Annotated in this window: 8 protein-coding genes; 2 read left to right on the forward strand and 6 right to left on the reverse strand. The window is 68.9% G+C overall.

Annotated elements, in window-relative coordinates; genetic code table 11:
- Positions 1-39: 39 nt before the first annotated feature.
- Together WMF45_RS03115 and WMF45_RS03120 are read left to right on the forward strand one after the other, a co-directional pair.
- On the forward strand, positions 40-5,697 hold the full coding sequence (locus WMF45_RS03115; RefSeq protein WP_437715475.1) for a DNRLRE domain-containing protein: 5,658 nt from the start codon (positions 40-42) through the stop codon (positions 5,695-5,697).
- A 91-nt stretch (positions 5,698-5,788) separates the two neighbouring features.
- On the forward strand, positions 5,789-7,453 hold the full coding sequence (locus tag WMF45_RS03120; RefSeq protein WP_437715476.1) for a VWA domain-containing protein: 1,665 nt from the start codon (positions 5,789-5,791) through the stop codon (positions 7,451-7,453).
- A gap of 73 nt (positions 7,454-7,526) precedes the next feature.
- On the opposite strand, the gene WMF45_RS03125 is transcribed toward WMF45_RS03120, so the two are convergent.
- The 6 genes from WMF45_RS03125 to WMF45_RS03150 form a co-directional block, all read right to left on the reverse strand.
- Positions 7,527-8,525 (reverse strand): AraC family transcriptional regulator ligand-binding domain-containing protein, encoded by a 999-nt coding sequence (locus WMF45_RS03125; protein WP_437715477.1) that lies wholly within the window; start codon positions 8,523-8,525, stop codon positions 7,527-7,529.
- Between the two features lie 141 nt (positions 8,526-8,666).
- On the reverse strand, positions 8,667-10,058 hold the full coding sequence (locus WMF45_RS03130; RefSeq protein ID WP_437715478.1) for a DUF1552 domain-containing protein: 1,392 nt from the start codon (positions 10,056-10,058) through the stop codon (positions 8,667-8,669).
- A complete protein-coding gene (locus tag WMF45_RS03135) occupies positions 10,055-11,806 on the reverse strand; it encodes a DUF1592 domain-containing protein (RefSeq protein WP_437715479.1) in 1,752 nt (583 codons plus the stop codon). The genes WMF45_RS03130 and WMF45_RS03135 overlap by 4 nt, the downstream gene beginning before the upstream one ends.
- A 161-nt stretch (positions 11,807-11,967) precedes the next feature.
- Positions 11,968-12,675 carry a hypothetical protein gene (locus WMF45_RS03140; RefSeq protein WP_437715480.1) on the reverse strand — a complete coding sequence of 236 codons (708 nt, stop codon included), beginning with the start codon at positions 12,673-12,675 and terminating at the stop codon, positions 11,968-11,970.
- A complete protein-coding gene (locus WMF45_RS03145; RefSeq protein WP_437715481.1) occupies positions 12,672-13,421 on the reverse strand; it encodes a tetratricopeptide repeat protein in 750 nt (249 codons plus the stop codon). The genes WMF45_RS03140 and WMF45_RS03145 overlap by 4 nt, the downstream gene beginning before the upstream one ends.
- On the reverse strand, positions 13,418-13,963 hold the full coding sequence (locus WMF45_RS03150; protein ID WP_437715482.1) for an RNA polymerase sigma factor: 546 nt from the start codon (positions 13,961-13,963) through the stop codon (positions 13,418-13,420). The genes WMF45_RS03145 and WMF45_RS03150 overlap by 4 nt, the downstream gene beginning before the upstream one ends.
- Between the last annotated feature and the right edge of the window lie 25 nt (positions 13,964-13,988).

A 13,988-nucleotide genomic window follows, 5' to 3' on the forward strand; every position in this document is an offset into this window, starting at 1 on the left:
CAGGCCGTCGGGGTTGATTCAATGACAGTTCTCAGGTCCATGCTGATACGTCAGCTCATCCAATCACGAGACGCCCTCGCGGATCCCAGGCGCGCGGGGCGCCTCCCGCTCCTCCTGTGCCTGGGCATCGTCACCTCCGCCTGCGCGGGCGGCGCCGACGAGCCGATCGAACGGAACGAGCTCATCGGAAGCGTGCAGCAAGCGCTCTGCTCCGCGGACGACGTGGGCTGCCAGAGCGGCGCCCCGAGCTGGCCGAGGTGGTCTCAGCAGCCCGATCGGCCCGACGCCGTCTTCGAGGAGTTCGAGACCGGCTCGGGCGCCGGGAGCGCGTCGAGCAGCGCCAGCGCCGGCAGCGCGTCGAGCAGCGCCAGCGCCAGCAGCGCGTCGAGCAGCGCCAGCAGCGCGAGCGGGGCCGGCGGAGGCTCCGGCGTCGAGTTCAAGGTCAAGGCGTGCGACCCGAACCAGCTCGGCAAGATGCCGGAGAGCCCCAACCCGAAGGGCGCCGACCTGCAGAACATCACGACGAACTTCCACGTCCTGCAGTCGATGCAGCTCCTCTCGTCGATCATCAACAAGACCTCCGAGGCGATCAACGCCTCCGACACGGAGACGGTCGAGGACGCGGACAAGGGAAAGTGCATCTGCACACAGCGCGTGGCCGCTGAGTGCCTCGACGTCATCCAGAAGAGCAAGACGACCTACGAGGAGTGCTCCGACTTCTGCGACCCGGTCACGACGCCGACGAACGACTGCAGCACCGGGGTGCTCGTCTGGCTCGCCAACGACTTCCAGCAGACCGAAGCGGGCAAGTTCAAATGGGCCTTCGCCACGGTCAAGTGGCTCGACAAGATCGCGGGTGAGATCTCCGACGGGCGCTTCGCCGACTTCCTGGAGCAGGCCGGCGGCGAGCTCGAGAACGCCACGGAGCTGCTCGCGAAGATCCAGTGTTACATCGACCTGTACACCGAGGGCTACCACCTCGGCAGCTACTCCGAGCAGCGGCCCGATCTGCACATGTGCATCCCCTGGGCCGGACACGGCGCGTACGCCACGCTGGTCGAGAGCGGCGACGGCCGCTGGGGCATCGGCGGCCGCTACACGTCGCACAACCTGAGCGAGGAGCGACGCGCCCAGATGCGCACCGGCGGCTTCGCCGTGACGGCGTTCGGCAAGACGCTGAGCATCCTCCCGGGGATGGAGTTCGACATGCAGCTCGACGGGTACAAGTGGTTCAACCGCGAAGCCCCTCTCGGCATCGAGGCCTTCGGCCACTCGGGCGGCGGGGGCCTCAGCCTCTCCGCCGCCAAGAAGAAAGGGGTCTTCTACCTCGCGGACGAGGATCAGACCGAGTCGCTCGACACCGACGGCGACGGCCGTGTGGCTCCGCAGGAGTTCCTCATCGGGACCTATATGCCGTTCTCCTACACGGCGGACTACACGCCGAGCGGCGCTCCGAGCCCGGCCACCTGGCCCAGGGACGCGGCGGAGCCCGTCGAGGGCTGGGAGGGGCGCTCCGCCGCCGTCATGGCCGCGGCGCTCAACCTGGATCTGCAGATGAAGCCGATCGAGAAGGAGCTGACCAAGATCCCCCTCCCTCCGGTCCCCGGCGCGTTCCTCATCCCGTACTTCCGGCTCGGCGCCGGGGTCAAGTGGTACGACGAGGCCTATTTCATGCGCAAGCGCCTGCAGGAGGCGCTCAACAAACACACGAACCACAAGATCGAGAACGTCGATTTCGATCGCAACATGCATCCGTTCCAGGCGCCGGACGTGACGGCCGAGGCGGGGACGGAGGTCTCGGTGAAGCCGGAGGTGGGCGCGAAGCTCTTCCTCGGCGTGCCGCTCGGCAAGCGGCTGAAGGTCGGCGTGGAGGCGAGCATCGGCTTCTCCGTGGATCTCAGGCCGAGCGGCTCCGGCGGCGTCGTCGACCTCAACACATCGCTCGAGCGGGCGCTCGTGAACAGCAACCCTGACGAGTCCCTCGAGTGCAAGCCTGTCTTCAACTACAAAGATCAGACGTACTGCTCGAACCGCCTCGTCGAGGAGTCCGAGATGAACCTCGGCTGCTCCCCGCTCGACACCAACAACTCCTGCTGCCTCACCTTCGTCACCGGCGGCCGCGCCTGCATCGACGACTGGACGGGGATCACCGAGGAGCTGTGCGACTCAGGCAAGCTCTCCTACGAGCTGTTCTCCACCTTCATGAAGGAGAAGACGGCAAAGCAGCTCAAGAGCGTCTTCCAGCAAGGCTTCAGCGCCACGTGGAACGCGAACAAGACCTGTGACGAGTGCGACAGCGACGGCACCTGCGTGACCGACGTGCGGAGCGACGATCTCCGCGACATCTCGGGCTGCCAGAAGCACGGCGTCTGCTGCCTCCCCGTGGCGTCGTCGCCCTTCGGCCTGGCGGGGTCGCGCGGCCTCGTGAACGGCACATACGGGCAAGCCCGGTTCCTCCAGGCCGGCGACCTGGCCTACGACGCGGCCGCTCGGCTGCTCTACGTCGCGGACCGGACCGCCGTTCGCCGCATCGACCTGACGAGCGGCGCTGTGGCGACGATCGCGGGGTCGACCGCCTCGGGCACCACCGACGGCGTGGGCACCGCCGCGCGGTTCAATACCCTCTCGGGCATCACGCTCCATGGCGGCGCCCTCTACCTCGCGGATCGCGGCGCCCGCACGATCCGCAAGCTCACGCTGAGCAGCGGGCAGGTCACGACGGTCGCCGACCGCACCGTGCTCGGCACGCCCCGTGACGTGGCCGTGGACGGAGGCAACCTGTACGTCACCGACAGCGGGAGCCGTACGCTGATCCGTATCGACCTCGCGACGGGCGCGAACATCGCGGTCGCCGGCCAGGCCTCCTCGTCCGGGAACGTCGACGGCGTGGGGACGACCGCGCGGTTCGCGGAGCCGTCCGGCGTCGTCGCCGACGGGCGCGGCAACCTCTATATTGCCGACGCGTTCAATCACTCGCTGCGCCGGTTCGAGATCGCGACCTCGGCGGTCACCACCGTGGCAGGCAACGGCACCGCGGGCTCCGCGGACGGCGTCGGGACGGCGGCTCGGCTCACCTCCCCGCAGGCGCTCGCGATCGACGGCGCTGGCGGCGTGTTCATCGGCGAAGGCAACAGGCCCGGTCGCATCCGGCGCTTCGACCCGGCGCTCGGCGCCACGGCCACGGTCGCCGGCGCGCCTGGCACCGTGTGGCAAGACGGCCTGGCCACGACCGCCGTCTTCGAGCTGCCCGGCGGCATCGCCGTGCTGCCCTCCGGCGACCTCTACGTGAGCGACACGCTGCCGTCGACGGTCCGCAAGATCGGGAGCAACTGCGACGCATCGGTCGCGGGGGCCGTCGTGTACGACGTCACGGAGGCCGAGTGCCCTGGCACCTTCGGCGCGTACCGTTGCGTGACCGAGACCAAGAGCGATGTCGTCGAGTGGAGGGGCCCCGGGTGCCACCCGCTCCACTCGGGCTTCCAGTCCGCGTGCGGCTGCACGTCGAACGCCGACTGCGCGAGCGGCGAGACCTGCGATCCGGTGAAGAAGCTGTGCACCATCGGCGGCACGCCCGTCGAGTGCCTGTGCAGCGCGGACCCGAACCCGACCTGCGCGAGCGAGCCGGGCCGCACGTGCGTCGAGGGCGCGTGCACCCGCCGCTGCAACTACAACGCTGCCACGGCGGACACCGTCTGCGGCTACGGTCAGGTCTGCACGCCCGACGGCGCGTGCGCGCCCCAGGGCGGCGCCCAGTACGCCGAGCAGGTGATCTGGGGGCTCAAGAACCAGGAGGCGCCCGCCCACGCGATCGCCACCTACGGCATGAGCGAGATCGAGCTGATAGCGGCGCTCAACGCGGGCATTCACATCGGCCTCGAGGTCAAGCTGTTCAAGAAGCCGAAGAAGTTCACGCTCTGGGACTGGCGCCGATCCTGGGATATCGGCTCTGTCGAGAAGGCCAAGTTCCAGCCCGGGCTCGAGGCGACGTACCAGTGGGACAGCACGTCGCTCGGCCAGGTGACGAACTACCAGCCGGACGAGGTGACCCGCTACGCGACGGTCATGTCGGAGACCGCCGACTTCCTGGCGTGGTGCAAGGACGAGCTGCCGCTCTATGCGGAGGACCCGCTGCCCCCCACCACGGACGATGTCACGGGCGGCGTGCAGGAGGTCATCAACTTTGGCTTCGACCTGGGAGAGCAGGTGTCCAGGATGGAGAACCTCTGCATCGAAGGTCGGCCCATGATGGAGTGGCTGCAGGACAAGGACGCGCTCGCCGAGACGTTCGTGACCGGGACCTGCACGTATGTCGGATCGCAGAGCGGCTCGCGCGGCAGCCTCGATTTCCCGTGCCAGGACGCGCACCTCCACCTGCTCAAGCACTGGGGCTGCCTGGACACGCAGCGCTCCTTCGTCTCCAACCAGCTGCGGGTGGGCGCCTTCAGCGGCGCCGTCATCAACACCCCGACGCCCACGTTCGACCTGACCGAGCTGCTGTTCGATACGAGCAACGGACTCGAGGCGTTCAACCTGGTGCACCGCGTCCCGCTGGCCGAGATGTGGCTCGCCGAGGTGGAGGCGTGCTTCGACGACCACTCCGAGGACACCGTCCCGTGCGCGTGCGACGACGACGCGGATTGCACGACCGGGCCCGGGCAGACCTGCGTGAGCGGCACGTGCCATGGCCCCGAGGACGACGTCATCCAGTGCTCCGTCGTGAAGAACGCTGGCGTGACCGTCGAGCGCTGCTGCGGTGACGGCGTGCAGCAGGCCTCCGAGCAGTGCGACGACGGCAACGTGCAGGGCGGCGACGGGTGCTCGTCGAGCTGCATGCACGAGACGAAAGGCGCGTGCTGCCGATCCCTCGGCTGCACCGACCTCGGCACGGGCGGCGTCAGCTCCAGCGCGACTTGCCGCGAAGCCGGCGGCTACTTCGTGAGCGGATACAGCTGCGCCGAGATCGACGCCTGCGGGGCCGAGCCCATCGGCTCCTGCACAGAGCCCGACGGGACCTGCCACACGCCGACCTATCAGGCGCAGTGCGACGCGGTGAGCGGCGTGTTCACCGTCAACGGCCAGTGCGAGAACGAGGCGGAGCGGCTGACGCTGCAGCCCGGCAGCGCCGGGATCGACGCGACCATCACCAGCCTGAGCGCGGGCGTCGGGACGAACAACGGGCGCTCCCCGAACATGACCGCAGGGGAGTGGACCGCCAGCGGCGTCGATTACGTGAACCGGAGCCTGTTCAGCTTCGATCTGTCGCCCATCCCGGCGGGCTCAACGATCGAGCGGGCGCGCCTCACGCTCTACGGCGATCCCGACGCGCGCATCTACGGTCAGGGCACCTGGAACGGCCTGCCCCCGGGGCACTCGACGCACGGCGGCTCCAATGCCTTCCTGCTCCAGCGCGTCACCTCGCCGTGGCAGGAGAGCACCGTCACCTGGTCGAACCAGCCCACGACAACGACGCTGCACCAGGTGCTCCTGCCGCAGAGCACGTCGCTCGGCCAGGACTATGAGCGCGTGGACGTCACCGAGCTCGTGCGGGACATGCTGAGCGCGCCCGCGAGCAACAACGGCTTCCTGATGCGGCTCGAGGACGAGGTGACGCGGTACCGAGAGGTCTCGTTCATGTCGAGCGACAACGCGAACGCCGCGCGGCGCCCCAGGCTCGACGTGGTGTTCCGGAGGCCCTGAACGCCGGCGCGATGGAGCGGGGCGCAGATACGAAGATGCGCCCCGCTCTCACTCTTTGGTTTTGATCGACACTCAAGAAGGATTGGAGAACATGAGAAGCTCATTCAGAAGGTTCGCAGGCGTCGCCGGCGGTCTCCTCGCCAGCGTGGCGGGGCTGTCCACGGCGCTGGCCCAGGTCGCCCCGCTGGACACGAACCATGTGGTGATCATCGACCGGTCCGGCAGCATGGCCGGCGACCGCATCGCGCTCGCGAAGAAGGCGGCCAAGATCTACTGGAACACGCTCGTATCGAGCAACGTGCCCGCGTCACAGTCGTTCACGGAGCTGCTCGGCGTGGCGAGCTACTCCGACACCTCGTCGATCACGTACCCCATGACGGCGCTGCCGGCGTCCGGCCTGGATGCGGCGGTCGACGCGCTCGTCGCGGACGGGGGGACATCGATCGGGTCTGGCCTCCAGGAGGCGCTCGACATGTTGATCGCCGAGAGCCCGATCAAGAGCGCGCGCGAGTGCGTCATCCTGCTGTCGGACGGGCAGCACAACACGCCGCCGGCCCCGAGCGACTTCTATGCGGACTATTTCAGCCGCGTGGACGAGGTCCACTCGATCGCGCTTGGAGCGGGGGCGGACGAGGCGATGATGAGCGACATCGCGGCGAATTACGGGTTCTCGCCCGGGCTCTACCTGCGCGCCGACAGCGACACCGCGATTGACCAGCTCGAGCTGATCGGCGCGTTCAACCGCATGGCGAACGACTGTCGCGACGGCGGCATGATCGATCAGGTGCTGACGCAGATCCCGCCGCATTCGACGTCGTGCGCGGACACGCTGGTCTCGGCGGCGCAGATCGTGGATTTCACGATGATCTTCGTCGGAGCGGTCGCACCGGAGGTGTCCTTGCAACCCCCGTCGGGGCCCACGATCACCGAGCTGAACTACGCCGCGTCGGGCTCCGACCTGACCTTCTTCTCGGCCGAGAGCTTCAAGCGCTTCTCCCTGAACCTGACGCAGCCGTCCGAGGAGGGGTTCTGGCAGTTCTGCGCGACCAACAGCTCGGATCAGCCCATCTACCTCTATTCCGCGGTGTCGACGCTGGCCGACACGATCTCGCTCCGGGTCACGCCGAGCACGCTGAACGTCGGGACGGCGCCGCTCATCGTGGAGGCCGAGGTGAGCCACCTGGGCAGCCCGGTCCTGGGCGCCACGGTCAGCGCGGAGATGACCGGCCCGAGCGGCGCGGCCACGCCCCTGTCGTTCCACGACGACGGCGCCGCCGCGCACGGCGACACGACCGCCAACGACGGCGTCTACTCGCTGAAGGTCGGCCAGTTCGCCGAGGCGGGGAGCCACGACATCACGGTGTTCGCGGACTACGCCGGCAGCGCCACCGTCCCGATGTTCACGCGGCAGCACACGTTCGGGTTCTACAAGAACCCCGCGCCCCCCTGCCAGAGCCTCGGGCCCATGAGCACGGCGATCGTCGCTTCGGTCAACGGGACCTCTTGCTTCCAGATCGATCGGTCGAGCCTCCCGACCGTCTGGACGCCGGCGACCCTGACGCTGCAGATGAGCCCGACGGACGGCGTCCCGCTGAACGGCGTCAGCGTGTCGGTCAACGGCGGGACGCCCCAGAACGCCCCGGCGAACAGCTGGTCCGCGACGACCACGATCCCCTTCCCGGGCACCGCGAACGACGTTGTCTATCAGGTGAGCACGACGAGCAACAGGCAGCTTCGGATTCAATGGTATCCGTGACGCTGCGCGACGGTCTCGGCGCGATGCGCCGCTGACCCGTCATGGACCGCGCGGACCGCCGGTGAGCTCCGGTTCACCGGCGGCGCAGCGCGCGGGACACCGAGCGCGTGCTCGCATAGCCGAGCCCGGCGGCGAGCGCGCGCCTCGTCGGGTTGGACGAGGCGAGATAGCGATTCGCCAGCTCGGTTCGCGCTTCCATCAAGAGGGCGCGGTGGGACGTGCCCTGCTCTCGCAGCAGCCGCTGGAGCGTCCGCGAGCTCACGCCGAGGTGCTCGGCGACGCGATCGATGTTCGGATTGCCCTGAGCGATGCAGAGCTGAAGGGCCTGTCGGACGTCATCGACGAAGCTCGACGGGACGCCGGCGGCGGTCGCAGGCGCCCCGCCGACCTTGCCGAGCGCCTGAAGCCGCGCCGCCGCGCAGTCCTCGAGGATCTCACCGAGGCGCGGCTCGGCGGAATGGAAGGGCAGCTCCAGGAGATCCCGATCGAAGACCAGCTCGTCGTGGGGGGCATCGAACTCGACCCGCGCGTCGAAGACGCGCTCGTACTCGCCTGCGACGCGCTCGCGGCGGTGCCGGAAGCGCACCGCCAGCGGGCGGATGTGCTCGCCCGAGAACGCCCGCGTCCGGAGCACCATCAAACTGACGATGAGATCCGCGACGGCGGGCACGCCGTCCGGCGAGAGGTGGCGGAAATGCGCGCGGCGACCGGTCACCTCGAGGCTCAGGACGCCCCCATCGGCGACCAGCGGAGCGAAGCGGATGACGCGTTCCAACGCTATGCCAAAGCTGCTGCTGCTGCGTGTCAGGTAGTCCAGGAGATCGAGCGAGCCGACCTCGAGCCCCTCCGCGGCGTGCAACCCGAGCAGCGGATTGCCGCTCATCTTCTCGGCAGAGGACCATATCTGCCGCGCCACGCTCAGAGAGATCGGCAACCCGCGCCGGCGGAGCGCCTCCGGCGGGAGCGCTGCGTCGCGCAGGACCGCGTCGATCGGCAGCCCGAGCTTGGGCGCTGCGGAGAGAAGGAGCAGGACGAAGTCAGAGAACGCGGACTGGGCTGGCGCATGGACCACGGTTCCTCACAAGCCAAATGTGTCGGAGCGTAGTGGCCGAAGCCGTCCGGGGCAACCCGGATCCTGGCGCTGGGCAAGCTACCCGTCCGGCGTCCCGCGCGGCGTGCGCGGGCGCGCGGGCGGGCGAGGCGAAAACGGGGCTCAGGCCAGGAGGCCCGGGAGCGGCCCGGTGCACACGCCGGGAATGCCGAAGGTGGTCACGTCGTCGAGGCCCATCGCGTTGCATACCGACACGAGCAGGTTGTTGTGCGGCAGGTCGGCGTACTTCATGTAGCGGCCCATCTTGAAGTAGCCGCCCGCGCCGCCCGCGAGCACCCAGGGGATATCCTTGTACGTGTGCGTGTTGCCGACGCCGAGCTCGTTGCCCCAGAGCAGCAGGGTGTTGTCCAGCACCGAGCTGCCGTCCACTTCCTTCGCGAGCGCCAGCTGATCCAGCACGTATTTCACCTGCTCGCTGTGCCAGGCGTTGATCTTCACGAGCTTCTCGTTCGCCACTGCATCGTTGTCGCCGGCGTGGGAGAGCTCGTGGTGCTCCTCGTTCACACCGATCCAGGGATAGTACTGCCAGCTATCGGCGTTGGCCCACATGAACGTGGAGACGCGGGTCATGCCGCAGATGTGCGCGAGCAGCATCAGGTCGGTCTGCAGCCGGCCGACCTTCGGATAGTTCTCCATCGCTCGCGTGTCGAACCTCTCCGGCATCGTGAGCGGCGTACACGACACCGTCGCGCTCTGCAGCCGCTGCTCGATGTTGCGGATGCCGCCGAGGTGCGCCTCGAGCCGCGCCTTGTCCTCGGAGCTGACGCGCGACTTCAGGCGGCCGATATCGTCCTTGAGGAAGTCAAGCACGCTCTGGCGCTCGGCGATCAGCCGCTGCAGCTCCGTTTCGGAGAGATCCGCGTTGGCGAAGATGCGCGAGTACATCTGGAATGGATCGTCGACGGCCGTGTTCGGCTGGTTCGGACCGCGGTACGAGATCACGCGGAGCGGCTCCTGCCCCTCGATGCGCACGCCGAACTCGAGCGACGGGAACTGGCTGCTCCCGCCGATGCGACTCGCGATGTGCTGGTCGACGGAGATGCGATCCGCCCAGCCGGCGGGGCCGCCCGCGCCCGTGAAGCTGCCGGCGAGCAGCGAGCCGCCCGTCAGCATCGCGCCGGGGCCCTTCATGTGCGGTCCGCCGGGCTTGTTCTCGCTCGTGACGCCGAGCTCGTCCTCGACCGTCGAGTTCATGTGCACGCCCTTGAGCACAAGCATCCTCTGCTTGTGCTCCTCGAGCGGCGCCAGGATCGGGCCGAGCGAGAGCGGCGCCTCGTGCGCGTCCCCTGCCGGAAAGAACGCCGACGGCACGGTGCCGTTCGCCGAGAAGATGCCGATGAAGCGCTTGGCGCCCGGCTGCTTGGCGTCCTGTCCAAATACGGTGGCGCTCCGCCAGACGGGGCTCGTGAGCGCGACGGTCAGGGCGCCGAGCCCGCCCAGCAGCTTGCGGCGGCTGATCTGGGTGCGGAGGTCGATAGGGCCTCTTCGGTTCATGGCATCTCCTTCGTGTTCGCGTCGATCGGACGGCGGAAGAGGAAGGCGTCCGTCTCCACGACGGCGCGGGGAAGCGCGTTCAGATCCTGGCCGGCGGCCTTGAAGGTCTCGAGCAAGCGCTCCATCGAGCAACCATCCATGTCCTGCTCGAAGCGGGCGATCGCGAAGCGGAACCACTGGCGCGCCACGCACTCTTCCACCTCGGCGCTGCCCGCGAGCCTCTGGCCGAGCTCCGCCACGCCGTCGAACTTGCCGTCCATGTCGCGGGTGGCGATGACCTTGCCGCTCGCGTCGACCGGCTCGCCGCCGTCGAGCTCGCGGTAACGGCCGATCGCGTCGTAGTGCTCGAAGCCGAAGCCGATCGGATCGAGCAGCTGGTGGCAGCCGACGCAGCTCGGGTCCACCTCGTGCTGCGACAGCCGCTCTCGGGTCGAGCTGCTCGGGTCGACCTCGGGCGGCTTGGGGATGTTGGCCGGCGGGGCCGGGAGCTGCTGGCAGAGCAGCGCCTCGCGCACGAACTTCCCTCGGTAGATCGGCGAGCTCTCTGCTGGCTTCGCCTGGATGGCGAGCAGCGCCGGGAGCGTCAGGATACCCGAGGTGGCGCCGTCCGTGCGCTTCAGCGGCTGGAAGGAGTCGTCGCCGGTGACGCCGTAGTACCCGTCGAGATCCTTGTTGTAGAAGACCGTCGTCGAGGTGAGGAGGGCGCTCAGCTTGCCTCCCTCGTCGTTGAGCACGTGGTCGAAGAAGGCGTCGGCCTGCCCGCGCAGCGACTCACGGAACGACCGCGGTTTCCACTCGGGGAAGGCGTCCGCGTCCTTCACCACGGTGCTCAGGCCGTTCAGGTGCGTCCAGCTGCCGAGGAAGCGATGGACCAGCTTCCGGCCGCGCTCGTCCTCGAGCATCCAGCCGAGCTGTGCCGCGACGCCCTCCTTCGTGGTCAGGCTGCCGTCTTCGATGGCCTCGTTCAGCCGGGCGTCCGGCAGGGTGCCCCACAGCATGTACGAGAGGCGGGCGGCCACCTCGTACGGGGAGAGCTTCACGGCGCGATCGCTCACCTTCTCCGAGGTGCCGATCTCGACCCGGTACAGGAAGCGCGGCGACTGCAGCATGCCGCGGAGCAGGAGCTCGACCCCGTGCTCGTAGCTCGTCTCCGCGCCCACGTCGAAGAGCTGCAGGTGTCGCTCGATGTCCGCCGCGTCCGTGATCGGGACGCGGTAGGCGCGGGCGCCGAAGCCCACGATCATCTGGCGCGCGCACTCGCGCGGCTCGGCGTCGGCCTCGCAAGGCGCGATCTCGTCGAGCGCCGCCGGATTGCCGACGATGGCCGCGGCGATGACGTCTGCCGCGGCCTGGAAATGCTCGAGCTCGACCTGCGTCACGTCCGGCTGCAAGAGGCCGAACGCCGACGCCTCGATGGCGGGGCCGAGCGCTGCATCCAGGTCGGGCACGTCGCCGACGAGGTCGCGCACGGTGTTCACGTACTGCTCCCGCGAGAGCAGCCGCATCGGCGAAGGCCCAGGATCGATGGTGCTCGCGTCGCACCTCCATGGCTCCCCGGGGCCCGCCGGCCCCGCGCCCGAGCCCGAACCTCCGCTGCTCGAGCTGCCGCTCGTCCCGCTCGTGCCCTCCGCCGGCGATGTGCCGTCTTCGCCGCCCAGGTTGCCGATGCACGCCGACAGCGCGAGCGCCACGGCGAGCAGGCCCACGTTTATGTGGGAATTGAATTGTTCAATCGATGATGTAGTCATTCAGGGCTCCGCTCGAGGCTGTTGGCTACTCCGGCTCGGTGGGAGACCCGCTCGGGCGCGATCATCTTTTTCGTCATCGAAGCGTGGAGACGTTTCGATTGGTACGAAGAGGTGGGTCTATGGTCGCCGAGCTCCGACCCGATGGCGGGAGCGCCGCCGGCTCACGGTCCTTGGATGCTGCAGCACACGGAGCAATCGTAGGCCTCGAGCAATTCACGCCCGGCGCACGGGAGGTCACCGCACGCGGTTCCCTTCAAGGCGCCGCAGCTCGGGAGGCATTCCCCTTTGACCTCGATCGAATGCGGAGGATCACAGGGCGTGTCGTTGCCTGGAGGCGCGTCGCCGTCCGGCGTGAAGTACAGCCGATCCAGCTGGACGCCCTCGACGGCGTTCGCGAGGACGAGCTCGTGAGCTCCGGCCGAGAGTGGAAATCGGAGCGGCTCGCCATAGCGCGTGTTGTCGTGGAAATCGTCCCAGAACCAGATGTCGCCGACGCTGATGCGCCAGAGGTACCAAGGCCCGCTGTCCACCTGGAACCAGAAGCGGTTGTTGAGGGCGCCCGGCGCGTGGATCCGCCCCCAGATCAGGTACTCTGCCCCGGTCGGCACCTCGAAGCGGTAGCGCGCTCGCGCGAGCCCCGGCGCGTCGTCCGAGGGCATCCCGGCAGGGGGGGCGATGAAGCGACCCTCGGAAGCACGGCTGTCTTCACCCACGGTGAAGCCCTCGCTCAGCTCTCCGAGCTCCGCCTCGATATAAGAAGATCCGGATACGACAGGAGCCCAGGCTCCGACCGAGGTGATCTCCGCATCACACCCGGAGGCCGCGAGGCAGCCGAGCGCCATGATGCGAGCGGCCGAACAGCGCTTCACGGCTGATCCAGAAACCGCCTTAGCTTCGCGCTGTGGGGGCTCTTGGGATACTGCTTGACGAATGCCTGAGCGCGCCGCCTCGCCTCCTGCGTGTTGCCGCGCGCGGCCAGCACGTCGATGGCCAGCACCTCGCGCTCCTGCCGGAGCACGCCGTTCGGGAACTGCGCGCGCAGGCGCTCGAGGAGCGCCGTGGCTCCCGCCACGTCTCCGGAGCGCAGCTTGGCGCGCGCTTCCGTGAGCAGCGCGCTCTCCGCGCGCAAAAGATCGGTCTCCGTCGGCTTCGGTCCGCTCGGCCTCCGGGTCGGCTCCACCTCGGTGGGTGCGTCGAGCGGCGGCTCCGGAAGCGCCTTGGGCTCCGCCACAGGCGCCACCGCGGCTTGCGACACATCCTCCGGCGCGCGCTCCGGGGCCGCCGCGCGGGGCGGCGCAGGCGCCTCGTCCGGGGAGGAGAGGGCCCAGTAACCTCCGCCGAGCGCCAGCCCGCCGCCCACGAGCAGCGCCGCTGCCTTGATCGAGAGCGACGACAGCAGCAGCGAACCGACTCCAGCCTTCGTGGCAGCGGCGGCGCTGGATCCGGCCTTGGCGCCGACGGCCGTCCCCGCCGCCAGCTGGCCCGCGATGCCGCGCCATGCGCGCTCCTTGGCGCCCTCGGGCGGACCCACGTTGCGCACGCTTCCCAGGAGCTCCCGCTCGAGCGAGTCCGCTCCGCTCTTGGCGCTCAGCAGCCGTTCTGGATCCCGCGTCACACGGCCTCCTCTCGGCTCGTGTCTTGTGCCAGCGCGAGGCGCTTGACCTCGCGCGAGAAGGTCTCGCGCGCCAGGCGGAGTCGCGAGCGCACGGTGCCCACGGAGATACCCAGCAGGTCCGCGATCTCCTGGCCCGACTTCTCCTCGAGCTCGAACAGGACGAACACGAGGCGCTGCGGCTCCGGCAGCTTGTTCAAGATGGCCTCCGCCGCCTGCGCGCGCTGCCGCGACTCCGCGCTCAGCGTGAGCTCTTCGGACGCGCCGCCGTAGAGGTCCATCTCCGTGGCGTCGGTCGTGACCTCGTGCCGGAACCGCGCGGAGCGCCGGTAGTCGCTCGCAACACGCTGGCAGATGCCGAAGAGCCATGTCGTGAGGAGCGAGCGACCCTCGAACTCGGGGAGCTTGAAATGCGCGGTCAAGAACACCTTCTGCGCCAGATCGAGCACGTCCGCCTCGCGCACCCCGAGGCGCCTGAGCGAGCACCAGACGAAGTTGAAGTGCGCGTCGTAGAGGGCTCGAAACTCGGGGTCCGGTGTGCTCATGCCGTAACGTCCCGGTGACCTTGAC

The organism is Sorangium sp. So ce448 (assembly GCF_051520915.1).
Classification (GTDB): domain Bacteria; phylum Myxococcota_A; class Polyangia; order Polyangiales; family Polyangiaceae; genus Sorangium; species Sorangium cellulosum_B.

Excerpts from the sequence above, each read along its gene's own strand:
- WMF45_RS03130 (WP_437715478.1), bottom strand. The coding sequence starts at position 10,058 with ATGAACCGAAGAGGCCCTATCGACCTCCGCACCCAGATCAGCCGCCGC.
- WMF45_RS03120 (WP_437715476.1), top strand. The coding sequence starts at position 5,789 with ATGAGAAGCTCATTCAGAAGGTTCGCAGGCGTCGCCGGCGGTCTCCTC.
- WMF45_RS03135 (WP_437715479.1), bottom strand. The coding sequence starts at position 11,806 with ATGACTACATCATCGATTGAACAATTCAATTCCCACATAAACGTGGGC.
- WMF45_RS03115 (WP_437715475.1), top strand. The coding sequence starts at position 40 with ATGCTGATACGTCAGCTCATCCAATCACGAGACGCCCTCGCGGATCCC.
- WMF45_RS03150 (WP_437715482.1), bottom strand. The coding sequence starts at position 13,963 with ATGAGCACACCGGACCCCGAGTTTCGAGCCCTCTACGACGCGCACTTC.